The organism is Aeromonas sp. S8(2024) (genome assembly GCF_041403085.1).
Lineage (GTDB): Bacteria > Pseudomonadota > Gammaproteobacteria > Enterobacterales > Aeromonadaceae > Aeromonas > Aeromonas dhakensis.
Genome location: NZ_JBGLRF010000006.1, coordinates 71,505 through 97,932 on the forward strand (window position 1 = coordinate 71,505; position 26,428 = coordinate 97,932).

Consider the following 26,428-nt stretch of genomic DNA (forward strand, 5'->3'; position numbering starts at 1 on the left):
AAAATGATGGGGAATGATAAAGAAAAGGCGCTGGCTGTGCCAGCGCCCAAGACTCAGGGGGTACAAGTCAGGCTGCTCGCGTTGGTCACGCCGTTGTCCACCAGCAGGCCACAGGGCCCGGTGATCACCTGACCGCTGGCGGGCGGTGTCATGGCGATGCTCAACGACGCCGGCTTCAGCAGATAGGTGGTGTTGCCCTGGGCACTGTAGGAGAAACTCACCACCAGGCTGCTGTTTTGCGCCGCCGTGCAGACATAGGTGGCCGGCTGGTTGTTGGCCTGGGGCTTGTCGATGCGGCATGTGGCCCCCGTGGTGGTGGTGGTCACGCTCAACCCGTTGAAGGTGTTCTTGTTGCATGAAACAGGATCCGTATTGTTACCGTTACCTTTTTCCAGACATTCGATCCGTCCCGATACAGTGATGGTCGGCACCGTCTGGGAACTGGTATCGATCGCCACCGGCATGCTGGCGCTCTTGGCTTCACTCTGATCCACTGGCGAGATGAGCGAGGCGGTGATCCCCGAGTTGCCTTGATAGGCGGTCACCTTGATCGACGCGCTCTGCAACACGTTGGAGGCATCCTTGGTGCTCTTCTTGGCCGACAGGTAGCCGCGACTGTAGCTGCCGAAGTAGTAGTTGTTGAGATCGACCACCGTCTTGACCGTCTCGTTGGTCACCCCTACATAGTCGGAGACACTGCCGGTCAGCTGGCCACTCAAGGGCACCAGACTCCACTCGGCCAGCATGGTCAGGTTGATATCCTGGAATGGCACTCTGGCCAGCAGATCCTGCGAGGTCAGGTCGAGTGCGGCCAGATAGGTGGGCGAGAGCACATCCACATAAATGCCGCGCGCGATCAGCTGGGCCGTGCCCGTGCTCATGGTGACCTTGGTCGTGGTGTCTCCCCCCGCCGCCGCGTTGGCAGGCAACCAGTCGGCAAACTCGGTGATGGTCGGTGGCGTGGCGGTGGGGTTCGCTGTCCAGTTGAGGGTGTTCTTCTGCCAGGTGATGTAGGTGGTGACCACGTACTTGATGTAATTCTGGTAGCTGGTCTGATTGGCCGTCTTGGCGAGGAAGTCGGCGCTGGTCACTATGACTTTGATCAGGTTCCACTCTGGCAGAGGGCGATAATAGCCATCGAGCCGGACGAAGCGGCAGGCATCCACATAGTTGCCACTGTTTACCGAGGTGAGCGAGCTGTTATAGCGCTGCCTGTTGGTGTGCAGCGGGGAGTAGAACTGATCAAAGCTGCTGCCACTGCCATCGAAGTGGTTCTTGCAGCAACTGGTGCAGAGGGTGGGTTGATCCTTGACGCTGCTGTTGAGGATGCCGGTCTGCTTGGTGACCTGGGAGCCCACGCTCCAGTAGAGCAGATTGCTGTCGGTCAGGATCGCCTGGCCCGGCAGGTAGGCATTGACGCTCGAGCCGTAACTGCAAGAGCAGGAGACCGAGGCCAGATCCTGCAGCACCTGCTGGGTGTTGCCACCGTTGTCGGGCTTGTAGGTGACCGTCTCGAACTGCACCAGCTTGCCGACGGTGCCATCCTTGGAGGTCACCGTCGGCAGCGGTTTGCTGGTCTCCTGCTTGCGCCCTTCCTGATCGATCTGGATGGAGATGACGTCCGGCGCCACCCCCGGGGTATAGACCACCTGGGGAGGTTCGCGACTGGTATCGAGCCCGCCATTCAACTGGTTCTGGGCCAGTGACTCTGCCGGCGACACTGCGCCGGCCAATAACAACGAGACTGGATTCCCGTCATTATCGCTCCAGCTGACGGTCACGTTGACGACCTTGCGGCCTGGGTAGGACTGCAGGTATCCCGCAGGGACCGTCGTCTGCCAGGTCGTACCATTCCAGTACTGGTTGTTGACGGTCCAGCTCAGGGTATAGGTCCCGCCGCCATCGGCGGGGGTGACCGTACTGGTGCCCGCCGCAATGCTGTTATAGGCCGTGAGTGGAGAGACGGCACTCACCACGCCGTTGAAGGTACGAAAGTCATCGAGTTTCGACTCGGCCAGCCGCATCGCCACCTCATAGCGCCGCCCGTCCTGGGAAGCCCCGAGGATCCCGCGCGACATGGCCACCAACCCGGCCACCCCCACCCCGAGCAGAACCAGGGTGATCAAGATCTCCAACAGCCCGAATCCCTTGTGCGGTTTCATGTTCGCTCCTACCAGTCCCGCCAGCTACCGGGCACTAGGTTAATGATCTGAAATGCGGCTCCATTCTCGATATTGCTCAGCACCGCCTGGTCGTACTTGGCGTCGAAGGTCCCGTTGGCGGTCTTGCCTAGTTGGTAGTTGGCAACCACAGCGCCATTGACGATGGCGCCCCCCTTCAGGCTGATATCGTTGGTAGCCGTGGCGGGAGTGGAGGAGTAGGCGAACACCAGCCCATAGAGGGTGGCGTTGCCGTTGACCATCAGATCCCCGTTGCGCACGATAAGCACCACAGGTGCGGCAACCGAACCGATCGAGCCGCCCGGCTTGCAGTCCCCATCGACGATGATGAGTCCACGGGAGGCGGTCGACAACGAATCGCAATTGGTCAGCATCTGCACCGCCCGCGACTCCAGATTGGCCCATCCTGTTGCATCGTCATTCTCGTTGAACAGATACCAGACCAGATCGCTTGGGAAGGCGGAATCGTTGTCCTTGATGTCCGACTGTTTGTCCCCCTTCTGGCTGATGTAGGCACTGCACCCCCCGCTGTAATCCCCCTGATGGCAGGTCTGACCGGAGCCATTGGTCAGGTCCACATTACCGTTGGTCCAGATGGAGAGCGGCACGCCAGGCCCGCCCCCGTTGGGATTGGCCACCACGGTAAAGTTGCCGGAAACGGCCATACCGCCAGCAACCGTCAGGGGGGCAGCCGGGGTGCCCGCCAATACGCTGACCTTGATGGTCTTTATCTCCACATCGGCATTGGCAGTACTGTCAACCAGGGTAGCCTGGGCTCGCACCCTGACCGGCGTCACGCTCGCCCCGCCCACGGTCACGGCTGTGTCGTCCAGCGCAAACAGGGTATAGGTACCGGCCGACACAGTGACCGACACGCCACTGCTGGCGCTACGCCAACTTGCGTCCTGTGCCAAGCGGCCGACCCCGTCGGACAAACCCAGTTCGGCTAGGGCCAGCGCCTGTCGATACTGCACTTCGTTGAGGCTGACACGGCGGTCAGACACCATCAGCTTGCCCACCAGCAGCGAGATACTCAGCAACATCACAGTAAGCAGCAAGGTAACGGTGAAGGTGGTAAAACCAAGATGACGTTGCATGACATCAATACCCGTCGTTGCGCAGCTTGATATCACGCTGCAGAGTGAGTTTGAGTGCGGTGTTGGCCTTGAACTGGCCCGATATGTTCAGCCGCACCGTCCGTGCACCTGACGAGACGCTGCCACTCAACAGCGAGAAGGTGAGATCCGTAATTTCGATGGTATTGTCGGTACTCAGCAGGCTGCCGGTGCTGCAAGTGGTGCCAAGCTGTACCCCTTTGTCGGCACTGTCGTAGCTGTAGATATAGGTTTCATCAGCCCCAAGCACGCCGTTGTTATCATCATCGTATTTCAGCCGGATGCAGCGATAAATCTTGGAGCCAGTGACCGTCTCATTCAGCAGATCGCTGCTGGTATCGAAATAGAAAGGAGATCTGGCTCCCGATGCCGCGCCGAGAAAGGCTGTCGCCCCCTGATCATAACCGGTGCGCTGCACGTCACGGGCGATCATGTCGGTGACGCTCTGCAGCTCCTGATTGAGGCGGCTCACCTGCATGGAGGTCTGATTGACCCTCAGGATGGTGGCGAACAAGGATGTCACCGCGGCGACCAGCAGCAGGCCTGCGACCATGGCAACCATCAGCTCCACCACGTTGAATCCCCTTGGCGCTCTCAACATGCAGGCACCCCACTGACATTGCTGACACCACAGGTACGCACACGCCCGACATTGTTGGTCTTGACCTGCATGGAATAGGTACCGGATGAGATGGCAATATTCCCCGCCGTCAAGGAAGACCTTCTGGGAGAGATACTCAGGGGCCTGATGTTGCTCGACGATTCACTGTAGCTGGCAACCAGGCTGATACCGGGATATTCACTGGCATCGCCCCCCTTGCGCCCCTCAATGCTGGAACAGTGATCGCTGCAACTGTTGCAGCTGCCATCGATAAAAATGCGGTAACACCAATTGCTGGTGCCGCTGTTGAAGATGATGAATTGCAGGGTGCGGTTACGCTTGATGGCCTCGGACTTCAGCAACATCACATCCGTATACACCGCCTGGGTGGCGGCCTTGACCATTTGCTCCTGGCGCAGGGATTGATAACTGGGAATCGCAACGGTCAGCAGCAGAGCGACCAGAGACAGGGCGACCATCAGCTCTATCAGGGTAAAACCGGCGGATCTGCCCTTTCTGCCTTCCATCGTTCAAGACTCCTTTCTTTTTGCACATGCCAGTAGAGCACACCGTCAGTACTATCCTATAGTATCAACCTGTTTCACGAAGCATGCCGCCCCATGAAAGCCAAACAGTCCGGAATCACGCTGCTGGAACTGCTCGTTGCAGTCGCCATCGTCGCCATCATTGCATCCATCGCCTACCCCAGTTTCAGCGACGGTTTGCGCAAATCCCGTCGAGCCGAGGCGTTCAAGGGCTTGCTCAGCATGCAGCTGAAACAGGAAGAGTTCCGAGTCTCCAACACCAGCTACGGCACGACCCCGTCCCAGGTGGGCAACCCCACCAGCAGCTACTACGACTTCACCATCTCCGGGGCTACCGCAACCACCTACACCCTGATCGCCACCAGCAAGGGAGCGCAGGTGGGTGACAAGAACGGCAGCACCGCCTGCGATACCCTCACCCTCAACAAGGCTGACATCAAGACCCCAGCCGCCTGCTGGTAACGCATTACCAGCACTCGGCGGCCGTCATGCTGGCCATCGACACCCCCTGCTGTCCCCCCTGATCCAGAGTCAGCAAGCCGCAGGGATCGCCGTTCATCACTCCGGTCGGGATCGCCGTCAGGGTATAGCGGGCGCCGCTGGCATTGAGCGCCAGATTGTAATAGGCAGCCCCGCCATCCCTGGGCAAGGTGGCCAGTCCGGCTGAGGCTAGATTGCCGCCATCATAGTTGCCATCGGCAGTAAACTGCCGCTCCATGTATTGCGCCGCCTCGAGCAGCGCCGCCTTGGCCTCGGCCCGCTTGGCCGACGCCATGTAGCTGTTGTAGCTGGGGTAGGCAATCAGGGTCAGAATCGCCATCACGGCTACCGCAATCATCAGCTCCAGCAGGGAAAATCCACGCGCCATCTCCACCTCTACTCCAGTTGCAACCAGGACTGGCGACCACCCAGGTCACCCGCCCCCTCTTCCAGGGTGACCGAGATATTGCCGCTGGAACCGCTGATGTACTTGCGCTCCATGTCGGCATCCTCCACCACGCTCGGCGTCGTGGTGAGCTCGTCAAACTGCTTGCCACTGACCGGCACCTTGATGTCGTTGCCGCTGCCGCCCTTGATCCCCACATAGTCGTCATCATTGACGGCCCCATCGCCATTGACGTCGAACACCGAGTAGCTCAGACGCGCCCCCGAGACAGGATCCAGCTCCATCAGCCAGGAACGTCCACCAAAGTCACAGGCATCCGCCGAGGGGATCAGGGTATTGAAGATCAGCCGTTTGTTGCGGTAGAGCATCTCCGAAACGGCTCGCTCCCCTACCCCCTTGCTCAACGCAGGGGATTTGAGCACCAGATACCACCCTTTCTGGCTGGTGTAGTTGACCGCCGTGTTGGAGACCACCCTCACATTGAACTTGATGGTGGTGCCATTGGCGGAGTATTCGTGAGTGATGCTCTGCTGCTGCAACTGGCTGGCGAGCACGGTCGCCCCCGCATCCCAGATGCCGTAGACGGCCTCCAGCCTGGGGGTTGCCGGCAACAGCTTGTCGTCATTGGTGAAATAGCTGCCGGTTCCCATCAGCACCATGATGCCCCCCTTGGGATGGCGAATGGCCAACGGACGCATGGTGATGGGTTGGCGCGTGCTGGCAGAGCAGGTCCCGTTGCACGCCTGAAACAGCGGTTTTGGCTTGTTGCCGGTCTTGAAGGCGCTCCCCCACTGGGCGCTGTTGTTGTCGGTCAGGTCGAATTTCCACAGATTGCCCTGCAGATCGCCGGCATAGACATAGTCCGCCACCCGATCGCCGTCCTCGTCTACCGGCAGGGGGGATGAGAGGCCATTGGGTTCGCTGGCCGAGCCCGCCTGGGTATCTATCTCCTTGATCACGGCGCCGGTCGCCAGATCCAGCACAAACAGCCGGGCGGTCTGGCTGGTACTGTTGTAGCCGTTGGCCACCAGCGCCACCCATTTGTTGCCGGACTTCACCCGGACCAGGGTCGGCGCAGCCAGCGCTACCCCCATCTCGGCGTTGGTAAACTCCCACAACATCTTGTCGGCAGTGAAGTTGTCGGGGGCCGTCACGTCGATGGCAAAGACCGCCTTGCCACCGGCGCCGGTCGACCCCAGCAGCACGGTTTTCCAGCTGCTGCCAAGATAGGCATCCCCCACCTTGGGCGTACCGTCCACATAGTAGCGGTGGCTGTAATCCGGCTTGGTCAGCAGGCTCAGATCCCCCAGCAGGCTGGCCGGGATGTAGCCCAGCGTCTCCACCCCGTTGGCGACCCGAAAACCGTGCAGCATGCCGTCGTTGGCCCCCACGTAGAGCATGGGAGTACGGCGACTGATGGCCGTCGAGCCAAGGAAACTCTGGTAGCCCTCCCGCTCGGCCTGGGTCAGGCCGGTGGCGCTGCCATAGCCGTAGTCCCGGTTGCCGACATAGACGGGATCCGAGTTGATGATGTCCCCCAGCAGGTCGCTGCGACTGCGGAACAGGCCGCCATTGCTCTGCTCACGGCTGCGATCACCGCGCAAGTAGGCGACCCGGTTTTCCCCCTGGTTGTCACCGGCGAGGTTGAACAGGGCGCGATTGGTGGCGTTGAGATCGGCCCAGGTGAAGGGAATGCCGACCCCGTTCTGGCGAGTGAAGAGGCTGCGAGCGGTATGGGCAGGGATCTGGGTTGCGGCATCCCAGGCCATGTTGCCCAGCGAGCCGTCGCTGTTGAGCGGAATGGAGATGAGCTGCCCGGACCAGTCGCCACTGTTGTAGCGGGCCTGATAGATGTGGGTATTGCTGTCCAGCCGGGTGGCGTTGGCGGTCACCGAACTGGCAGAGCTGTTGCGTGCCGCGATCTGGGCCAGAGTGCTGCTCAGGGCCGCGGCAAAGACGTCGGGGTCACCCGCGCTGAAGAAGCTGCCCCTGCTGTTGAGCGCCGCATGCCACAGGTCATCGATCTTGTACTCCGGAATATAGGTCGCGTTCTTGTACTCCTTGTCATCCGGATCATGGGGATTGGGCCAGCTGTTCGGGATGCCGTTGGCCGGATTGAGCGACCCGTTGACCCCGAGCCCCACGGTAAAGTTGACCAGATGCTGCCAGTTGGCGGGATCTGCCGTGCTGGTCGGCACCTTGTCGGCCAGATCGGCACGCAGGTCTGTTTTCCAGTACTTGTAGGCCACGTCGGCCAGGGTATTGCTGTAGCCATCCTTGTCCAGATCCCCCACTGAGGGGGTATCCCCGTTCCAGTAGCCATCGGTCATCAGGATGTTGTAGCTCTGCCGGCAAGTTAGGTGGGGCAAGGTGCTGCCGGCGCTGGCCGCCCAGGGGCCATTGTTGTCGGTGCGGGAGAAGTACTCCCCCACATCCTTCAGGCTGGTGCGCAGCGGCGTACCGGCGGCCGGAATGTCACGGCTGTAGAGGTCGCTGAAAAAGGCGTTGCGATCGGTGCCGGAGAAGGGCGCCACCCCGCGGATCACGCTGCCGCTGGCATTGATGGTGGCAAACCCCACCCGCAGGGCCTGTCCCTGGCTGGCGAAGGCACGACCGACCCCGGCCCGGGCCGCCAGGATCCGGGAGCGATAGTAGGTGTACCAGTTGGCGAAGTTCTGAATCTCCTCCTCATAGGTACATACCGGTGCGCTCTTGCAGTCGCTGCGATTAGGACGCCCGCCATAGGTGCTGCCGGACTTTATCTCGACCCGGGTATAGCTGCTCGCCCGCGTCACGTCACCGCTGCCCTTGTAGGCGAAATAGACGGCGGGCCAGAAGGTCTCGTCATCGTTGTAGTCGCTGGAGGAGAACCCGGTGTAGTAGCGCAACGACTTCGAGCGGTTGTTTTTGGTCAGATCACGGCAGCCGGCGGCGGTGTTGAAGGGGTTGTGCGGCGCGCAGCTGATGCTGGCATTCGCCATCAGGGTACCGTCCGCCTTGGCCCAGGGGCGGTAGCTCAGCAAGGGGTTGTAGTAGAGCTTGTTGTTGTTGCTCGAGCGGGTGTAGGCGTTGCGATCGTTGTTGCTGGTGAAGGTCACGGTCCGGTTGTCATAGTCCTCGTTGCCATAGACGTTGTCGGCACGGGGATAGACGTAGCGAGCGCTGTTTTCGATCAAATCCTCCGGCATCAGCTCGAAGTGCATCGAGCCGGAGTCATCCAGACTGAACATGATGTTGGGTTCGGCCCGGGTGCCGAGATAGAGGGGAACCTGGGCGATGTCGAGCGCCGCCTGCACCTGGGTGCAGAGCAACAGGGCACAAAATCCGTAGCCAGATGCACGCATGGTTCCCTCCTAGCGGCTGTAGGTCGATTGCAACAGCACCCGGCTCTCGTCCGAGAGGCCGAATCCCCGAGCCGTGATGCGATAAAGACGGCGCTCGCTGATGGGCTCGTCCACCGCCAGACTCTCGTTGCTGCTCTGGGTGTAGGGCAGCCGCTCGATGAAGTACTCTGGGGCCCGTCCCGCCAGACCGCTATTGGCATAGGTCCGCCAGGCCGTGGAGGGAGAAGCGGGATCCACCGCCACGCTGACGAACTCATAGAGACCGGCGCTGTTGTCGTAGGGGCCTGAGTTGCCCGCCTCCAGATAGCGCTCGGCAGCGCGCAGTGCCGCCTCCGCCGCCTGCAGCGCCTGTTGCGACTCCTTCTGGTTGCCCGCCATCTTCTCCTGCAGCAGGGCGCTCTGCATGCTGGCCATCGCCAGCAGGCTCACTACCGCGAGAAAAATCAGGCTGATCACCAGTGCCATTCCCCCTTGTCGCCCCATCATGCCTCCCTCCTCATGGCAGCCGGTTGCGCAAGGCGACCGTGGTTTCGGCCACCCAGTACCAGTGGCTGTCGGTTGCCTGGAAGGTAGCCCCGGCGAAGCTGATGGCCTGCGGATCCGACACCACATTGCCCTGGTTGCTGCGCATCAACAGCTGAACGCCGATCCCCAGCACGTTGTCCCAGTTCGGGTTGCTGGCGGCACTCACGTAACGATCCGCCGCCCGATCCCGGTTCTGATCCTCACCGAAGGTCAGCTGGATGTCGGTGACCCCGTCCACCAGCGGCATGCCCGCCCCCAGCCCGCTCTTGCGATAGAGGGCATAGGGGGCGCTGGCCGAGGGACGGGCGATGTAATAGACCCGGGTTTCCATCCGGCTCAATACCGAACCGGCGCCGAAGCGCTCCTCGACCGGGCTGCTGGCCCCACCCCAGGAGCTGACGGTATTGCCCGGGGTGTATTTGTTGTCGTTGGAGTGGCCGATGTTGACCTCGCTGCCCCCTCCCACCACCTGGGTCTGGGTGATCTGGAAGATCCGCGCCTTCTGGCAGTCGGAGACCATGACGATGTCCCCCTCGCACAGGTCGCTGTAGCCCTGCTTGCCGGTGCCGCAGTAGTTGGCCTTGCTGGAGAGTTGCTGCACGAACAGCTGGGCCGCACTGTTGTTGCGGGTCACCGGCACACCGCTGCCGGTAGGCCCCTGCACCAGCAGCACGTCGGTTCCCGGCTTGGGTTTGGGCTCGGCCGCGGTAAACAGGGCCGACAACGGCGCAGGCAGCGTCGCCGTGACATTGTCATAGCCGCGCAGATAGACGGTGAAGTTGTAGGGCAACGCCGTCGCACCGTTGAGGGTATTGGTGATGTTGACCCCCTGCTTGCTGAGGCAGCCCTGGTAGCCCACCATCCGCAGCTCTTGTTGCAGCAGGTTGACGGCAAACCGGCTGTCCTCCTGCACCCGGGCGATGGCCTCACCGGTCAGGTAGGTTTTGTGGTTGCCAAGCAGCACCTGGATGATGACCCCGACCGTCAGCAGCGACAGCAGCAGGGCGATCATCACCTCCACCAGACCGACACCGGCCTGGCGCAGCAAGGTGCGCCGCCCGTTCACAGATCCGTCCTCAGGGTCATGCTGCGCAGCGCAGGCTCGGTGGCCAGCCGGCTGGCATCCCACTGGATGGTGATGGTCGCCTGTCCGGCACTCACAGCAATAGCCCCATCACCGCCGGGCAGGCCGCCGAGCGCCTGTTTCCAGTACTGCACATCCTGTATCGCCATCGAGCTGCCGGAGACCGTCTCCCCCAGGCCGACGTTGTACTGGCCGAGCAGAGCCGCGCTGCGGTTGGCCCGCATCATGTCGGTGATCATGTAGGCAAACTGGGTCGCCTCGGTCCGGGTCAGGGCCGACTGGTTGCTCTTGAGTGCCTGCAACTGCAGGGTTGCCATGCCGAGGATGCCGATCGACAGCACCAGCACGGCGATCATGATTTCAAGCAGCGAGACGCCTTGCTGGTGCTTCATATGCAGCTGGTCTCCGTGATTGAAGGGCGGCCGGCCGGGGTGATCGTGATGTCGCGCGATGCTTCCTGCGCGCAGTCAGGCGGCTGCAGGGAAAATACCAGCGCCGCCTGGGCGCGACCATCGAGAAAGCCATTGCCACTGAAACGTACCAGCGACGTATTGCTGACCAGGGTGCCGGCCCCCATGTCGGGAAAGAGTCGCAGCAACTCGCCGTTGTCCAGGGTGCCGTTGCCGTTGCTGTCGACCCAGATCTGCCAGCCAGATTCCCAGTGGTTCTGGGTCAGATTGCTGGTGGAGGCGGAGAGAGTGACCGCCGTATTGCGGCGAATGGCTTCGGAGCGGGCAAGGTTGATGGCGGCCACGAAGTTGTTGGCCTGGCTGGTCAACGTCATGTTGCGCATTATCGCGCTGAAGGAGGGGACTCCCAGCGTCAGCAGGATAGAGACGAGCGCAATGGTGACCATCAGCTCGATGAGGCTAAAACCTGAACGCAAAAACATCCTGTTTCGCTCTGATTTTGTCGGGGGGCCGGCTGCACATCCATCTGCCATCAAGCCGGTGATAAGTTCATCAGCAGTCTAGGCCGCGAACCTTCGCTTGCAATTCAATCTACTCAAATCTTGGACATACATCATCAAATTTCGCTGCGATCTCACGGCAAAGCGGCCAACAAGAGCCATAAGAATCACCCATGAAAAAGCCACCTCGCTGGAGGTGGCTCAATCAGAGACGGTGTAGTCCCGCAGGGGACGCATCGCTCACAGGATGCGCAGTTCCGGCGGCACTTCAAACACCACGTTCTCTTCACGACCGGGGTGTTCGGCCACCACCTTGCCACCCAGCTCGCGCAGACGGGTGATGACGGACTGCACCAGCACCTCGGGGGCGGAGGCACCGGCGGTGACACCGATCGCCTTGACTCCCGCCAGCCAACCGGCCTCGATCATGGAGGCGTCGTCGATGAGGTAGGCCTTGGCGCCCACCTTCTCGGCCAGCTCCCGCAGGCGGTTGGAGTTGGAAGAGTTGCGCGATCCCACCACCAGCATGGCGTCCACCAGCCCGGCCATCTCCCGCACCGCATCCTGGCGGTTCTGGGTGGCGTAGCAGATGTCATCCTTGCGCGGCCCCTGGATCTTGGGGAAGTGAGCCCGCAATGCATCGATCACGTCCGAGGTCTCATCCACGCTGAGGGTGGTCTGGGTCACGAAGCAGAGATCGTCCGGATTCTTCACCTTGAGCCTGGCCACGTCCGCCGGCGTCTCCACCAGATACATGCCGCCCTCGCGATTCTCGTACTGCCCCATGGTACCGATCACCTCGGGGTGGCCGGCATGACCGATGAGCACGGCTTCGGAGCCCTTGCGACTGGCGCGATGGACCTCCATGTGCACCTTGGTCACCAGCGGACAGGTGGCATCGAACACCTTGAGGGCGCGGGACTTGGCCATCTCGCGCACCGCCTTGGAGACTCCGTGCGCGGAGAAGATGACGATGCTGTCGTCCGGCACCTCATCCAGCTCCTCGACGAAGACGGCACCCGCCTCCTTGAGCTTGTTCACCACGTAGCGGTTGTGCACCACTTCATGACGGACATAGATGGGAGCACCAAACTTCTCCAGCGCGCTCTCGACGATACTGATGGCACGGTCGACACCGGCACAGAAGCCGCGGGGATTTGCGAGCAGGATATCCATCAGTGCACCTTCTCCTCGTCATCAACCCCCAGGATCTCCACCTCGAAGGTGACGGTGTGACCGGCCAGGGGGTGGTTGAAATCGACCGTCACCGACATCCCTGCCACCGCCCGGACGATACCCGGCAGCTCGCTGCCGTTGGGCTGGTCGAACAGTATGATGGTGCCGACCTTGGGCTCTACATCGGCACCGAACTTGGAGCGGTCCAGATGGTAAATGTTGTCGGGGTTGGAGAGGCCGAACGCCTCTTCCGGCGCTAGCGTGAAGCTCTTGCTCTCCCCTTCGCGCAGTCCCAGCAGGCACTGCTCGAAGCTTGGCGTCAGGCTGCCGTCTCCCATCCGCAGACGGGCCGGCTTGCCGTGCAGCGCCGTGCTGTCGGCCACCGAGCCGTCTTCCAGCTTGATGGCAAAATGGAACAGTACACTGCTGTCCGCAGCAATCAGCTGGCTCATGAGGTCGCGTCCTGTTTTTTCTCGCCACGCAAGCCGTCCAGCACGATCATGGCGGCACCGATGAAGATGAAGCTGTCGGCCAGGTTGAACGCCGGCCAGTGGGCACGCTGCCAGTAGAAGTCGAGGAAGTCGACCACATGGCCCAGCACCAGCCGGTCAAACACGTTGCCGAGTGCCCCGCCGATGATCAGACTGTAGGCGATGCCGCTCCAGCGCTGGGTGACCGACTGCTTGCGCAGCCAGTGGATCAGCAGGCCGCAGATGGCGAACGCCAGCACGGCGAAGAACCAGCGCTGCCAGCCGCCTTGATCGGCCAGGAAGCTGAAAGCCGCTCCCTTGTTGTAGACGTGGACCAGGTTGAAGAAGGGGGTGATCTCCACCCCCGGGTAGCCAAACGGCAGCAGCTTGACCACGGCGAGCTTGCTCGCCTGGTCCAGTACGAAGGCCAGCACAGCCAGCCACAGCCAACGCAGGCCGCTTTTATGTTGAGTCATGTTCATCAGGCAAATTGACGAGTTTCGCCGTCACCCTCGACGTTGGTGACGCAGCGGCCACAGATCTCTTCGTGGCCCGCGATGGTGCCCACATCTTCCACATGGTGCCAGCAGCGGTCGCACTTGGCGGCGGCAGACTGGGCCACGCTCAGCCACAGGTCATCGCGCTCGGTCGCCACGGCCTCTGCCGGTGCGGTATCGACGCTGACCACCTTGGCCTTGGAGGTGAGCAGCACGAAGCGCAGCTCATCGGCCAGGGCGTTCAGACGCGCAGCCAGCTCAGGCTTGGCGAACAGAGTCAGCTCGGCCTGCAGAGAACCGCCGATGCGCTTCTCGCCACGGGCCACTTCCAGCGCCTTGTTAACTTCACCGCGCACGGTGAGGATCTCGGCCCAGAACTCGTCGTTCAGCACTTCGCCCGCTTCCAGCCCGAACAGGCCGTCGTACCACTCCTCGGTGAACACGAACTCGCCGCGCTCGCCCGGCAGCAGGGCCCAGATCTCGTCGGCAGTGAAGCTCATGATGGGCGCCATCCAGCGCACCATGGCCTCGGCGATGTGATAGAGAGCGGTCTGGCAGGAGCGACGGGCCAGGCTGTCAGCCTTGGCGGTGTACTGACGATCCTTGATGACGTCCAGATAGAAGGAACCCATCTCGATGGAGCAGAACTGCATCAGCTTCTGGGTCACACCGTGGAAGTTGTACTCGTCGAACGCCGCCACGATCTCGGCCTGTACCGCTTTGGCACGGCCCACGGCCCAGCGATCCACCACCACCATGTCGGCCGGTGCCACCATGTCGGTCGCCGGATTGAAGCCGTTCAGGTTGGCCAGCAGGAAGCGGGCGGTGTTGCGGATACGGCGATAGGCGTCGGCGGAGCGCTTGAGGATCTCGTCGGAGACGGTCATCTCGCCGGTGTAGTCGGTGCTGGCGACCCACAGACGCAGGATGTCGGCACCCAGCTTGTTCATCACGTCCTGCGGGCTCACCACGTTGCCGATGGACTTGGACATCTTGCGGCCCTGACCGTCCACGGTGAAGCCGTGAGTCAGCACCTGGTTGTAGGGTGCCTTGTCCTTCATCGCCACGCCGATCATCAGGGAGGACATGAACCAGCCACGGTGCTGGTCAGAGCCTTCCAGATACATGTCGGCCGGCTTGCCGTTGAACTCGGGACGGGCATCGACCACGGAGGCGTGGGTAGAGCCGGAGTCAAACCAGACGTCCAGGGTATCGGGCACCTTCTCGTAGTTGTCGGCGTCCGCGCCCAGCAGCTCGGCCTTGTCCAGATCCCACCAGGCCTGGATACCGGACTGCTCGACCCGCTTGGCCACCTCTTCCATCAGACGCACGGAATCCGGGTGCAGCGCCTGGGTATCCTTGTGGACGAACAGGGAGATGGGCACGCCCCAGGTACGCTGACGGGAGATACACCAGTCAGGACGGTTCTCGACCATTGCCTGGATGCGGTTCTTGCCCCAGGCCGGCACCCAGCCGCTCTGGCCGTGCTGGGCAATGCCCTCTTTCTCGATACGCTCGATCTCTTCCAGGGCGCGCTGCCGAAGACCCTTCTGCTCCATGCTGATGAACCACTGGGGGGTGGCACGGAAGATGATCGGGGTCTTGTGACGCCAGCAGTGCGGGTAGGAGTGGTTGAACACCTTGTGGTGCAGCAGGGCGCCGCGCTCTGTCAATACCTCGACCACGGCCGCATTGGCCTTGAACACGTGCTGGCCGGCAAACAGTTCGGTATCCGGCAGGTAGACGCCGTTGCTGCCAACCGGGTTGGCCACTTCCAGACCGTACTTCTGACCGACCACGAAGTCTTCCTGACCGTGGCCAGGGGCGGTGTGCACCGCGCCGGTACCGGCGTCCAGGGTCACATGATCACCCAGCACCACAGGCACGTCGAAGCTGTAGAAGGGGTGGTTGAAGCGCAGCAGCTCGAGCGCCGCGCCCTTGGCGTAGCCCAGGTTGTGGAAGTGCTCGATGCCGGCGCGGTCCATCACGTCCTTCACCAGCTCGGCGGCCAGGATCAGACGCTCGGGGTTATCCCCTTCCACCTGCACCAGCGCATAGTCGAGATCGGCGTGCATGGCGATGGCGCGGTTGGCCGGCAGGGTCCACGGGGTGGTGGTCCAGATCACGGCAGCGAGGGGGCCCTTGCCGGTGTGGCCTTCGGCGCAGTCAAACTTGGCTGCAACGGCAGCCTCGTCGACGGCCTTGAAGCGCACGTCGATGGAGGGGGAGTTCTTGTCGTAGTACTCCACTTCCGCTTCAGCCAGCGCGGAGCCGCAATCGGTACACCAGTGCACCGGCTTGGAGCCTTTGTGCAGGTGGCCGTTTTCAACGATCTTGGCCATGGAGCGGATGATGTTGGCTTCGGTGCCAAAATCCATGGTCAGGTAGGGGTGTTCCCAGTCACCCAGCACGCCCAGACGGATGAAGTCGGTCTTCTGCGCTTCGATCTGGGTCTTGGCGTATTTGCGGCACTCGGCGCGGAATTCGGCGGCGGAAACCTTCTCACCCGGCTTGCCGACCATGCCCTCCACTTTCAGCTCGATGGGCAGACCGTGGCAGTCCCAGCCCGGCACATAGGGAGAGTCGAAGCCGGAGAGGCCCTTGGACTTGATGATGATGTCTTTGAGGATCTTGTTGACCGAGTGACCGATGTGAATGCTGCCGTTCGCATAGGGGGGGCCATCGTGCAGAATGAAAGAAGGCTTGCCCGCTTTGGCGCGGCGAATGGCGCCGTAAAGATCCTGATCGTACCAACGTTTCAGCATGTTGGGTTCGCGCTTGGCCAGATCGCCACGCATCGGAAACTCGGTTTCCGGAAGATTCAGGGTGTGTTTATAGTCGCTCATCAGTCCTGGGTTCCCTTCTTTTCTAAAAGAGTGCTGGGTAAATGAAATTGTGGCAGCCCGAACCAGGCTCGGGCCGCCAGGGCATCTCGTTCGATCTGCTCTTTCAAGGCGGTGAAAGAGTCAAATTTCTGCTCTTCGCGCAGCTTGTGGCGAAGCAGCACCTTGACCTGTTGACCATAAAGGTCGCCAGAAAAATCAAATAGATGTACTTCCAATCTGGCTTGTGTACCGCTCAAGGTCGGCCGTACACCCACATTGGCGACACCGGGGAAGGTCTTGCCGGAACATATCACTTCCACCGCGAACACGCCACCGACCGGGATCACCTGACGCTTGAGGGCCAGATTGGCGGTGGGAAAACCTATGGTGCGGCCCAGCTTTTCACCGTGGGCCACCCGACCGCTGATGGTGTAGGGACGGCCGAGCATCAGCTCCACCTCCGCCATCCGGCCGGCCGCGAGGGCCTCGCGCACTAGCGTGCTGCTGACCCGCTGGCGGGAAAGCTGGAAACTCTGGGTGCTGATCACCTCGAAGCCGAAGCGCCGGCCGGCCTCCTCCAGCAGGTGGAAGTCCCCTTCCCGCCCCTTGCCGAAGCGAAAATCGTCGCCGACCACCAGATAGTGCACGCCGAGTTTCTCCACCAGCAGTTGCTCGATGAAGGTGGTGGCGGACTGCTCGGCAAAGCGGTGGTTGAAGCGCACGCAGAGCATGCGATCGATCTGCATCCCCTTGAGCGCCTCGTACTTCTCCCGCAGGCGGCTGAGGCGGGCCGGCGCCGCGGCCCCGGCAAACAGCTCCAGCGGCTGGGGTTCGAACAGCATGACGCAGGCCGGCAGGCCGAGCTGGGCGGCCTTTTCCTGCAAGCGAGCCAGCACGGCATGATGACCCTGATGGACCCCATCAAAGTTGCCAATGGTCAATACACACCCCCGGTGACGGGGCTTGATATTGTGAATACCGCGGATAAGCTCCATCAGTGCCTTGTGCTTTGCTGCTATGAAAATCGCCGGATTATATATCAGGCGGCACGCCGGGTCAGCCCTGTTGCTGACCCGATTTCAGCCGCTCCGCCCCGACAACAGGTTCAGGTGGGGCTATCTCGCCGCAGGGGCTGACTCAGTCGTCCCGCCCCGCTCTCAGATCTCTTGGCCGGATCCCAAGCGCCAGCAGGACACCGGCATAGATGGCGCCCCCCACGACCAGCAGCATGGCCAGCTGCATGGTCGCCTTGCTCATGTGCCAGGCGCCCCACTGGGCCAGATCCGGAGAGAGGTACAAGAGCACGCCCCCCATCAGCAGGCTGGCGGTCAGCAGCTTGAGACAGAACATCCCGGTGTGACGGGACGGGCGGTAGACGCTCTGCTGATGAAGCCCCCTGAACAGCAAAGCCGCGTTCAGTGTGCCCGAGCAGGCGGTCGAGAGGGCCAGCCCCACGTAGCCAAGCGGATAGATGAAGAGCAGGTTGCAGACCATGTTGGCCGCCATCGAGATCATCCCGATCCGCACCGGCGTGCGGGTATCCTGGCGGGCGTAGTAGCCCGGTGCCAGCACCTTGATCAGCATCAGCGACAGCAAGCCCGTGGTCGATGCCAGCAAACTGGCGCTCGACATGCTCACCTCGTGCAGGCCGAACTCGCCGCGCATGAACAGCACCCGCAGGATGGGCTCGCGCAGCACGGCGATGCCCACCATGGCCGGCAGGCCGAGCAGCATCACCATCCGCACCCCCCAGTCCATGGTACGGGAGAAGTCGGCCGGGTCGGCATCCACGTGCTTCTTGGCCAGCGCCGGCAGAATGACGGTGCTGATGGCGACGCCGAACATGCCGAGCGGGAACTCCAGCAGCCGGTCCGAGTAATAGAGATAGCTGATGGCACCGGTCGCCAGGAAGGAGGCGAGCATGGTGTTGACCAGCAGGTTGATCTGGCTGACCGAGACCCCGAACAGGGCCGGGATCATCAGGGTGCGGATCTTCACCACCCCCGGGTGGTGCCAACCCCACTTGGGCCACACCAGCATGTTGAGCTGGCGCAGGAACGGGAACTGGAACAGGAACTGCACCAGACCGCCGAGGAAGACACCGATGGCCAGTGCCAGCTCGGGGTTGTCGAGCCAGGGTGAAATCCACCAGGCGGCGGCAATCATGGTGATGTTGAGGAAGATGGGGGTAAAGGAGGAGACCCCGAAGCGGCCGAAGGTGTTGAGAATGGCCCCCGCCATGGCGGTGAAGGTGATGAACCAGAGGTAGGGGAAGGTGATCTTGAGCATCAGGCTTGCCATCTCGAACTTCTCGGCCGCCGGCCCGCCGTGCAGCCAGTCCCAGAACCAGCCCCAGCCAAACAGGGCCGTCAGCACGCCTGACCCCAGCACCCCGAGCAGGGTGACCACAGTAACGATCCCCCCCAGGGTGCCCGCCACCGCAGCCAGCAACTCGCGCACTTCGCTCTCGTCACCCTTTTTCTTGTACTCCGTCATCACGGGAACAAAGGCCTGGTTGAAGGCACCTTCGGCGAACAGGCGGCGCAGAAAGTTGGGAATGCGGTTGGCAAAGAAGAAGACGTCTGCGGCCACCCCGGCGCCAAGCAGATTGGCGATGACCACATCGCGAACCAAGCCCATAACGCGGGACGCCAACGTCATTCCGGACACTATCATGCCGGATTTGATCAATTTCTTACTCAAGACGAGGCCTCTGGAACTGTCGGAATGAAAAGAATGCTGATAGAATCGGCCGACAGTTTAACCGTCTCCCACCTGACACACCACCGGGGGGCGGTGTTTATTTGCACAAATCATTTGACAATATGTGGTTGAGAAGGCATATTTCCGGGCCTTTTCAATACACTCGCTAAGACAGTTTTAGGAGTTTTACCTTGGCTAACATCAAATCTGCTAAGAAGCGCGCTCTTCAGTCAGAGAAACGTCGTCAGCACAACGCCAGCCGTCGTTCCATGACCCGTACCTACCTGAAGAAAGTCATCGCTGCCATCGCCTCCGGCGACAAGGCTGCTGCGACTGCCGCTTTCGCTGTTGCTCAGCCGATCATGGATCGTATGGCGACCAAAGGCCTGATCCACAAGAACAAAGCTGCTCGTCACAAGAGCCGCCTGTCTGCCCAGATCAAAGCTATGGCTTAATCAGCTTCTGCTGATAAAGCTGAAAAAACCGGCCTTTGTGCCGGTTTTTTATTTCTGTTCGCTGCAGTACAACTTGTGCAGCAACCCTATCATCTCGCGCACCTCGTAGCTGCGCAGCGAATAGTAGACCGTCTGGGCCTCCTTGCGCGTCTCCACCAGTTCATCCCGCCGCAGCACGGCCAGGTGTTGTGACAACGCCGACTGACTCAGACCAAGCCGCTCGTTGAGCTCCCCCACCGACAGCTCCCGCTCCAGCAGCTGACACAGGATAAACAACCGCCGTTCATTGGCCAGCGCCTTGAGCAGTGCCACCGCCCGGCTCGCATTGGCCTCCATCTCTTCCAGTTGCATCTCATTCCCTCTCGTTCGAGGCAAGAATCATACTCTGTGGCCCGTCAATTTAAAATGACAGGGTTGCCGGTTGAATCATGGCAAAGTCCTCCTGGCCGGCAAACAGGAAGGAGAAATCACTCTCGCATACCCGTTTTACCGCCGGGTGCTGGATCATCCGCTCGGCGAAGATGACGTAGTACTCCTCCATCAGATCCTGGGTCTCGCCCAGCAGCATCACCCCCTCCCCTTCCAGGATCTCCTCCCGGTAGATGGTGGGTGCCATGAAGATGCCCTGGTTGAAGAAGCCGAACGCCTTCATCAGGGCCGCATCGTCAAACTCGCCGAGAATGCTGGGGGAGACCCCCTGCTGCTCGAACCACTGGGTCAGCTGGCGACCCATGGCGGTGCGCCGGCCGGGGATCAGCAGCTTGCGCTCCTCCAGACAGGCGGGAAACGGCAGCGACGGCAGCGGCGCCTTGCAGAAGAAGCTGACCCCGCAACCACCGAGTCGCTTGGAGAGCAGGCCGGCGTGCTGGCTGGAGTCCACCGGGCAGTCGGAGAGGATCATGTCGAGCTTGTGCTCACTCAGCTGCTCCAGCAACAACTCGTGGGTCGATTCGAAACAGCGGAGGTGGATGGAGCCATCATTGGGGATGACGGAGAGCAGCACCCGGCTGGCGAGGCGTTTGGAGAGAGCGTCGGCGATGCCGACGTCGAACAGGATCTGGCTCTCCTTGCGGTAGTTGACGATATCCAGCATCTCGTAGGAGAGGCTGAACATCTTGTCGGCATAGCGAAACACCAGCTGGCCCAGCTCGGTCGCCTCCAGGGAGCGTCCCTTTCTTATCAGCAATTTGCCACCGAGGCGCTGCTCCAGCAGCTTGATCTGGCCGGTGACGGTCTGCGGGGTCAAAAAGAGGGCTTCCGCCGCTTGCGTGACGGAGCCCTTCTTCTGGGTCATCCAAAAATAATAGAGATGGTTGTAGTTAAGGTGTGACATCCGATGGGGTTCCCGCCTGGCGCGGGCTCCGGTAGCAACTGAGTTCAGCCGCCAGAATGTCATACATGTCGCTGATCGAGTCAACCTTGTTCGCGCCGAACTGCTCCTGCAGGTGGGCCTTGAGGCTGACCGGATCCGGCATCCGTTCCCCGCAGTAGCGCTTGTTGGACTGCTTGACCCGCTCGCCGGCCCGGCTGCTCAGTGCCCGCTCGGCGAAGGTCTCGCCAAACTGCGCCTTGGCCTGCTTGTCCCCCAGCAGCAGGGCGCTGTCGACCACGCCGCTGAGGTAGGCCGAGCAGCTGGCCGAGGCTGCATCCTGCTGGCAATCCTGCAGACTGCCGGCCCAGGCCGCCTGGCTCAGCGCCAGCATGGCCAACCATCCTGCTCTTTTCATAACCCCTCCGTGCTTTGATCGGCCTCCCGGTTCGGGAGCGCCATGCGCAGGGCGAGATAACCGACGATCGCCGCCAGGGTGGATCCCACCAGGATCCCGAGGCGAGAGTAGCTGCCGTAATCCAATCCGCCGTGCTCGAAGGCCAGCGAGGCGATGAACATCGACATGGTAAAGCCGATGCCGCACAGAATGCTGACCGCAAAGATCTGTCTGAAGTTGACCCCAGGTGGCAGTTGGGCAATGCCCAGCTTGACCGACAGCCAGCTGATGGTGAACACCCCGAGCGGCTTGCCGATGAACAGCCCCAGCATGATGCCCATGGGCACCGGGCTCAGCAGGGAGGAGAGACCTATCCCCTCCAGCGACACCCCGGCGTTGGCAAAGGCGAACAGCGGCAGGATCAGGTAGGCACTCCAGGGGTGCAGGGCATGCTCCAGATGCTTGAGTGGCGACTCATAACGCTTGCCGTTGAGCGGGATCATGAAGCCCACCACCACGCCGGCCAGGGTCGCATGGACGCCCGACTTCAGCACCGCCACCCAGAGCACCAGCCCGACCAGCATGTAGAGGCTGATCCGATCCTCGCCGCGGCGATTCATCCACAGCAGGGTCAGTGTCGCCAGGATGCCGATCGCCAGCGCCGTTAGCGACAACTGCTGGGTGTAGAACAGCGCGATGATGATGATGACCCCCAGGTCATCCATGATGGCCAGCGCCAGCAGAAACACCTTGAGACTCACCGGCACCCGCTTGCCCAGCAGCGCCATCACCCCGAGGGCAAAGGCGATGTCGGTGGCGGCGGGAATGGCCCAGCCGGCACGTGCCACTTCGTCCGAGTAGTTGAAGAAGGCATAGATCAGGGCCGGCGCCAGCATGCCGCCCACCGCCGCGATGGCCGGGAAGGTGGCCTGCACCCGGGAAGAGAGGGCCCCCTCCAGCATCTCGCGCTTCACCTCGAGGCCGACCAGCAGGAAGAAGACAGCCATGAAGCCGTCGTTGATCCAGAGCAGCAGCGGCTTGTTGATGTCGAGGGCGGCAATGCGCACCTGCACCTGGGTATCGAGGAAAGCCTGATAGCTGCCGGCCAGGCCGCTGTTGGCCAGGATCATGGCCAGCATGGCTGCCATGATCAGAATTATTCCGGAGGCGGCCTCCAGTTTGAGGAACTTCTTGATTACGTCGCTCATGGTTAAAATATCCACAGTCTTACTTTGATTTGAGTCTATATCCGATAACAATCCTTGAAAAATCGTTTCTTACTGCGAAATACAACGAAAAAACCGAAGGCAAAATCAAACATGCCTGCTATAAGCAGGTTTTTTCTCGGGCAGATATCACTCGAAACTCCCCCATAAGAATGAATATTCTGTGGTTTTTATGCATAAAAAAGGCGCCTCATGGGCGCCTTTCACATCAGATGGCGACGGGCGCCTTGATGCCGGGATGGGGGTCGTAACCCTCGATCTCGAAATCCTCGAACTGGTAGTCGAAGATGGAGTCCGGCTTGCGTTTGATCACCAGGGTCGGCAGCGGGCGCGGCTCGCGGGAGAGCTGCAGCGCGGTCTGCTCCATGTGGTTGGAGTAGAGGTGCACGTCACCACCGGTCCAGACGAAGTCCCCCACCTCCAGGTCACACTGCTGGGCCATCATGTGGGTCAGCAAAGCATAGCTGGCGATGTTGAACGGCAGGCCGAGGAAGACGTCACAGCTGCGCTGATAGAGCTGGCAGGATAGTTTGCCGTCCGCCACGTAGAACTGGAAAAAGGCGTGGCAGGGGGCCAGCGCCATCTTGTCCAGCTCGCCCACATTCCAGGCAGAGACGATGATGCGACGGGAATCCGGGTTGTGCTTGATGTCGTCCACCGCCTTCTGGATCTGGTCGATGACAGACCCGTCAGCCGCTGGCCAGGAGCGCCATTGGGCACCGTAGACCGGGCCAAGATCGCCGTTCTCGTCGGCCCACTCGTCCCAGATACTGACACCATTTTCTTTCAGATAGGCGGTATTGGTGTCGCCGTTGAGGAACCAGAGCAGCTCGTGAATGATGGAGCGCAGGTGGCACTTCTTGGTGGTCACCAGCGGGAAGCCTTCGGCCAGGTTGAAGCGCATCTGATGGCCGAACAGGGAGACGGTACCGGTGCCGGTACGGTCGGACTTGACGGTCCCCTCATCCAGGATCTTCTGCATCAGGTCGAGATAGGCTCTCATTGTTTTGCCTCCTTCACGGCGTTGCCGAACAGCTGCGGGCGCTTGTAAGCGGCCCAGATCATCAGGGCACCGATGAGGATCATCGGAGTAGAGAGGATCTGCCCCATGCTGATCTCGTTGAAGTAGAGCCCCAGCTGGCTGTCAGGCTGGCGTACGAATTCCACCAGGAAGCGGAACAGGCCGTAGAACAGCAGGAACATGCCGGAGATGGCGCCGCGCGGCGGGTTCTTGCGCCAGAACAGGTTGAGGATGATGAACAGTACCACCCCTTCCAGTGCGAACTGGTAGAGCTGGGAGGGATGGCGCGGCTCGGGGCCCGCCTCCGGGAAGATGATGGCCCAGGGCACATCGGTGACCCGACCCCATAGCTCGCCGTTGAGGAAGTTGCCGATGCGGCCGACGCCGAGGCCAAACGGAATGAGCGGTGCCACGAAATCGGCCACGGTAAAGAAGTGGCGCTTGGTCTTGTGGGCAAACCAGACCATGGCGGTGATGACCCCGATCAGGCCGCCGTGGAACGACATGCCACCGGTCCAGATCTTGAACAAGTAGAGGGGATCGGCCAGGAACATGTCGAAGTTGTAGAACAGCACGTAACCGACCCGACCACCCAGGATCACCCCGAGGAAGCCGTAAAACAGCAGGTCGGACACCTCGTTGCGGGTCCAGCCGCTGTTCGGCGCATCGGCGCGGCGCCCCGCCAGCCACATGGCAAAGGCGAAACCAAACAGGTACATGAGACCATACCAGCGTACCGATAGTGGTCCCAAACTGAATGCTACGGGATCAATCTGCGAGAAAACCCAATATCCATCGTGCTGCATAAGCGGCCCCAGTCATAAGAAAAGCCGCATTTTCCGATCATTCGTCAGCAGGGACAAGGCATGATTATCAATCAATCTGTTTCGCTTTGTGACCGGCGCGCAGCAAACCGCCCAGACCGTGCTCTTCCAGATAGCGGGCAAACAGGCCACGCAGCACATGGGGATTGTCGTGTTTGAGGCCGTCGGTCAGCAGCACAGTTAGCTCGCTCAGGTTGGCCTGGCGCAATACGTACTTGATGCGAGCGATGTTGTGGGTGTTCATGCTGAAGCGACGATAGCCCATGGCCAGCAGCAGCAACACCCCGACCGGATCACCGGCCAGCTCGCCACAGACCGAGACCGGTTTGTGGTAGCGATGGGAGGCATCGACCAGCAGCTGCAGGGCGCGGATCACCGCCGGATGGAAGGCGTCGTAGATGTTGGCGACCCGGGCGTTGTTGCGATCCACCGCCAGCAGGTACTGGGTCAGGTCGTTGCTGCCCACCGACCAGAAGTCGATGAGCGGGGCCATTTCGGGCAGGATGTAGAGGGCGGAAGGCACCTCGATCATCACCCCGAGGCTCGGGTAGCGGATCACCGCACTGCGGCTGGCCGCCTCTTCCGACACCTCGCGCCACGCCTGATCCAGCAGGCGGCGGGAGGCCTTGATTTCGCTGACGCTGCTGATCATCGGCAGCATGATGGCCAGATTGTCCAGCCCTTCGCTGGCCCGCAGCATTGCCTTGAGCTGCACCAGGAACAGTTCGGGGTGATCCAGGGTGAGCCGGATCCCCCGCCAGCCAAGGAAGGGATTTTCCTCGACGATGGGGAAATAGGGCAACTGCTTGTCCCCCCCCACGTCCAGGGTCCGCATGCAGACCGGCCGGTTGCGATAGGTCTCCAGAATGCCGCGATAGCGGGCAGTCTGCTCCCACTCGGAGGGGAAGCTGTCCTGCAACATGAAGGGGATCTCGGTGCGATAGAGACCGACCCCGTCCGCCAGATGATTGAGGGCTATCTCGGTATCGGCGCTGAGGCCGGCGTTGAGCAACAGGGAAACGGGGGTGCCATCGGCGGTTTCTGACGGCTGGTTGTCGACGCTGCGCACCAGAGTATCGAGGGCCCGCTCTTCGCTCAGCAGCTGACGGTACTCGGTCAGGATCACCTGGTTGGGCTCGATGAAAAGATCGCCGCTGTAGCCATCGACCACCAACATGCGACCACCGATGTCGCCGAGCGGCAGATCCACCCCCATGATGGCCGCCACCCCCATGGCGCGGGCCAGGATGGCGGCGTGGGAGTTGGTGCCCCCCTTGAGGGACACCACCCCGGTCAGGAACTCGCGGGGCACCTCGGCGAGGATGGTGGCCGTCACCTCGTCGGCGACCAGCACCACAGGCTCGCCGATGGCGATGTGCTCGGGCTCGTTTTGCACCAGCCGGCTGATGAGCCGCTGAGCGATGTCCTTCACATCGGTGGAGCGCTCCTGCAGATAGGGATCCTTCATCCCCTTGAACTGCTCGATGAGACGATCGCTGATGAGCTTGACCGCCGAGACCGCCGTCCAGTGCTCCTTGCTCACCTTGTTGCGGATCGGCTTGATGTAGCCGGGATCGTCCAGCAGATGCAGATAGATGTCGAAGATGGCCACCGAGTCCTGGCTGTAGCTCTCGCGAAAACGCAGGGCCAGGCTCTCCAGATCGTGACGCACCTCTTCCACCGCCACGTTCAGCCGCGCCAGCTGGCTGGCGTGATCCTCATCCTTGCGCGGAGTGATGGAGCGCAGCTCCTTGCGTGGCCGCCACACCCAGGCCTTGGCCATGGCGATGCCGCTGGCCCCGGCAATGCCGCGCAGCGGCTTGCTCCAGTCGGTCTTCTGCAGCCACCCCTTGGCCTGAGCCTGGGCGATGCGCGCCGCCAGCTGGGCCGCCAGGGTGACCATGAAGGACTCCTCCCCCTCATCGAAGAGACGGCTCTCCTTCTGCTGCACCACCAGAATACCCACCACCTGGCGCTGATGCATGATGGGGGCGCCGAGGAAGGAGCGAAACGCCTCTTCGGCCACATCGGGCAGGAATTTGAAACTGGGATGGGAGGGGGCATCGGCCAGGTTGATCAGCTCTTCACGTTGACCCACCAGGCCGACGATACCCTGCTCGAACGGCAGGGTGGCCTTGCCCACCGCCGACTCGGCCAGACCGTCGGTCGCAGCCAGCCGGTAGCGGCGCATTTCAGGTTCGGAGACGTAAACGGAACAGCAGTCCACCGACATGGCCAGCCGGGTCTGGCTGACCAATGCCTGCAAGGCCAGCTCGAGGGTATTGGCTTCGGCCATGCTTTCGACGATGCGTCTGAGTTCCGTTAACAACTAATC

Annotated in this window: 25 protein-coding genes; 2 read left to right on the forward strand and 23 right to left on the reverse strand. The window is 61.5% G+C overall.

Features of this window, described 5'->3' with window-relative positions:
• Window positions 1–53: 53 nt before the first annotated feature.
• The 4 genes from ACB031_RS16320 to ACB031_RS16335 are packed head-to-tail and all read right to left on the reverse strand — an operon-like array spanning window position 54 to window position 4,423.
• On the reverse strand, window positions 54–2,162 hold the full coding sequence (locus ACB031_RS16320; RefSeq protein WP_371139907.1) for a prepilin-type N-terminal cleavage/methylation domain-containing protein: 2,109 nt from the start codon (window positions 2,160–2,162) through the stop codon (window positions 54–56).
• Window positions 2,163–2,170: 8 nt separating this feature from the next.
• Window positions 2,171–3,277: a hypothetical protein gene (locus ACB031_RS16325; RefSeq protein WP_024942013.1), complete on the reverse strand. Its 1,107-nt coding sequence runs from the start codon at window positions 3,275–3,277 to the stop codon at window positions 2,171–2,173.
• A 4-nt stretch (window positions 3,278–3,281) separates the two neighbouring features.
• Window positions 3,282–3,869: a PilW family protein gene (locus ACB031_RS16330; protein WP_017785588.1), complete on the reverse strand. Its 588-nt coding sequence runs from the start codon at window positions 3,867–3,869 to the stop codon at window positions 3,282–3,284.
• Between the two features lie 20 nt (window positions 3,870–3,889).
• Window positions 3,890–4,423, reverse strand: a complete 534-nt coding sequence (locus ACB031_RS16335) for a GspH/FimT family pseudopilin (RefSeq protein ID WP_005308838.1) — start codon at window positions 4,421–4,423, stop codon at window positions 3,890–3,892.
• Between the two features lie 93 nt (window positions 4,424–4,516).
• Here ACB031_RS16335 and ACB031_RS16340 point away from each other — a divergent pair, with 93 nt between their 5' ends.
• Complete coding sequence (locus tag ACB031_RS16340; protein ID WP_099360172.1) at window positions 4,517–4,903, forward strand: type IV pilin protein; 387 nt, start codon at window positions 4,517–4,519, stop codon at window positions 4,901–4,903.
• A gap of 4 nt (window positions 4,904–4,907) precedes the next feature.
• On the opposite strand, the gene tppA is transcribed toward ACB031_RS16340, so the two are convergent.
• The 12 genes from tppA to murJ form a co-directional block, all read right to left on the reverse strand.
• The gene (gene tppA, locus ACB031_RS16345; RefSeq protein ID WP_010635132.1) at window positions 4,908–5,309 is read right to left on the reverse strand and encodes a type IVa pilus pseudopilin TppA; all 402 of its coding nucleotides are present in this window, start codon (window positions 5,307–5,309) and stop codon (window positions 4,908–4,910) included.
• Between the two features lie 8 nt (window positions 5,310–5,317).
• A complete protein-coding gene (locus tag ACB031_RS16350) occupies window positions 5,318–8,671 on the reverse strand; it encodes a pilus assembly protein (RefSeq protein ID WP_371139908.1) in 3,354 nt (1,117 codons plus the stop codon).
• Between the two features lie 9 nt (window positions 8,672–8,680).
• Complete coding sequence (locus ACB031_RS16355; RefSeq protein WP_005308830.1) at window positions 8,681–9,157, reverse strand: PilX N-terminal domain-containing pilus assembly protein; 477 nt, start codon at window positions 9,155–9,157, stop codon at window positions 8,681–8,683.
• Between the two features lie 10 nt (window positions 9,158–9,167).
• Window positions 9,168–10,262: a PilW family protein gene (locus tag ACB031_RS16360; protein WP_371139909.1), complete on the reverse strand. Its 1,095-nt coding sequence runs from the start codon at window positions 10,260–10,262 to the stop codon at window positions 9,168–9,170.
• The gene (gene tppB / locus ACB031_RS16365; protein WP_371139910.1) at window positions 10,259–10,672 is read right to left on the reverse strand and encodes a type IVa pilus pseudopilin TppB; all 414 of its coding nucleotides are present in this window, start codon (window positions 10,670–10,672) and stop codon (window positions 10,259–10,261) included. Before tppB ends, ACB031_RS16360 begins: the two co-directional genes overlap by 4 nt.
• Window positions 10,669–11,172, reverse strand: coding sequence for a type IVa pilus pseudopilin TppE (tppE, locus tag ACB031_RS16370; RefSeq protein WP_005308824.1), 504 nt, complete (start codon window positions 11,170–11,172; stop codon window positions 10,669–10,671). Before tppE ends, tppB begins: the two co-directional genes overlap by 4 nt.
• Window positions 11,173–11,430: 258 nt before the next feature.
• Window positions 11,431–12,366 carry a 4-hydroxy-3-methylbut-2-enyl diphosphate reductase gene (gene ispH, locus ACB031_RS16375; RefSeq protein ID WP_005308820.1) on the reverse strand — a complete coding sequence of 312 codons (936 nt, stop codon included), beginning with the start codon at window positions 12,364–12,366 and terminating at the stop codon, window positions 11,431–11,433.
• Window positions 12,366–12,818, reverse strand: coding sequence for an FKBP-type peptidyl-prolyl cis-trans isomerase (fkpB, locus tag ACB031_RS16380; protein ID WP_371139911.1), 453 nt, complete (start codon window positions 12,816–12,818; stop codon window positions 12,366–12,368). The genes ispH and fkpB overlap by 1 nt, the downstream gene beginning before the upstream one ends.
• Window positions 12,815–13,318: a signal peptidase II gene (lspA, locus tag ACB031_RS16385; RefSeq protein WP_019838723.1), complete on the reverse strand. Its 504-nt coding sequence runs from the start codon at window positions 13,316–13,318 to the stop codon at window positions 12,815–12,817. The genes fkpB and lspA overlap by 4 nt, the downstream gene beginning before the upstream one ends.
• Complete coding sequence (gene ileS, locus ACB031_RS16390; RefSeq protein ID WP_371139912.1) at window positions 13,318–16,179, reverse strand: isoleucine--tRNA ligase; 2,862 nt, start codon at window positions 16,177–16,179, stop codon at window positions 13,318–13,320. Before ileS ends, lspA begins: the two co-directional genes overlap by 1 nt.
• Window positions 16,179–17,153 carry a bifunctional riboflavin kinase/FAD synthetase gene (gene ribF, locus ACB031_RS16395; protein ID WP_371139913.1) on the reverse strand — a complete coding sequence of 325 codons (975 nt, stop codon included), beginning with the start codon at window positions 17,151–17,153 and terminating at the stop codon, window positions 16,179–16,181. Before ribF ends, ileS begins: the two co-directional genes overlap by 1 nt.
• A 142-nt stretch (window positions 17,154–17,295) precedes the next feature.
• A complete protein-coding gene (gene murJ, locus ACB031_RS16400) occupies window positions 17,296–18,861 on the reverse strand; it encodes a murein biosynthesis integral membrane protein MurJ (RefSeq protein WP_017780266.1) in 1,566 nt (521 codons plus the stop codon).
• 191 nt (window positions 18,862–19,052) lie between these two features.
• Between murJ and rpsT the strand changes: the two genes are divergently transcribed.
• On the forward strand, window positions 19,053–19,316 hold the full coding sequence (gene rpsT / locus ACB031_RS16405; protein ID WP_005308808.1) for a 30S ribosomal protein S20: 264 nt from the start codon (window positions 19,053–19,055) through the stop codon (window positions 19,314–19,316).
• A gap of 48 nt (window positions 19,317–19,364) precedes the next feature.
• Here the strand turns inward: rpsT and ACB031_RS16410 are convergent, their stop codons facing one another.
• The 7 genes from ACB031_RS16410 to ptsP form a co-directional block, all read right to left on the reverse strand.
• Window positions 19,365–19,667 (reverse strand): metalloregulator ArsR/SmtB family transcription factor, encoded by a 303-nt coding sequence (locus tag ACB031_RS16410; RefSeq protein ID WP_005308804.1) that lies wholly within the window; start codon window positions 19,665–19,667, stop codon window positions 19,365–19,367.
• Window positions 19,668–19,716: 49 nt separating this feature from the next.
• Entirely contained in the window at window positions 19,717–20,649 is a 933-nt protein-coding gene (gene nhaR / locus ACB031_RS16415) for a transcriptional activator NhaR (protein ID WP_005308802.1), read from the reverse strand.
• Window positions 20,636–21,019 carry a hypothetical protein gene (locus tag ACB031_RS16420; protein WP_005308716.1) on the reverse strand — a complete coding sequence of 128 codons (384 nt, stop codon included), beginning with the start codon at window positions 21,017–21,019 and terminating at the stop codon, window positions 20,636–20,638. The genes nhaR and ACB031_RS16420 overlap by 14 nt, the downstream gene beginning before the upstream one ends.
• A 20-nt stretch (window positions 21,020–21,039) precedes the next feature.
• The gene (gene nhaA / locus ACB031_RS16425; protein WP_005308714.1) at window positions 21,040–22,230 is read right to left on the reverse strand and encodes a Na+/H+ antiporter NhaA; all 1,191 of its coding nucleotides are present in this window, start codon (window positions 22,228–22,230) and stop codon (window positions 21,040–21,042) included.
• A gap of 226 nt (window positions 22,231–22,456) precedes the next feature.
• Window positions 22,457–23,251, reverse strand: coding sequence for a thymidylate synthase (gene thyA, locus ACB031_RS16430; RefSeq protein ID WP_010635143.1), 795 nt, complete (start codon window positions 23,249–23,251; stop codon window positions 22,457–22,459).
• Window positions 23,248–24,075, reverse strand: a complete 828-nt coding sequence (gene lgt / locus ACB031_RS16435) for a prolipoprotein diacylglyceryl transferase (RefSeq protein ID WP_017765294.1) — start codon at window positions 24,073–24,075, stop codon at window positions 23,248–23,250. Before lgt ends, thyA begins: the two co-directional genes overlap by 4 nt.
• Before the next feature lie 67 nt (window positions 24,076–24,142).
• The gene (gene ptsP, locus ACB031_RS16440) at window positions 24,143–26,422 is read right to left on the reverse strand and encodes a phosphoenolpyruvate--protein phosphotransferase (protein WP_099360166.1); all 2,280 of its coding nucleotides are present in this window, start codon (window positions 26,420–26,422) and stop codon (window positions 24,143–24,145) included.
• Window positions 26,423–26,428 lie beyond the last annotated feature (6 nt).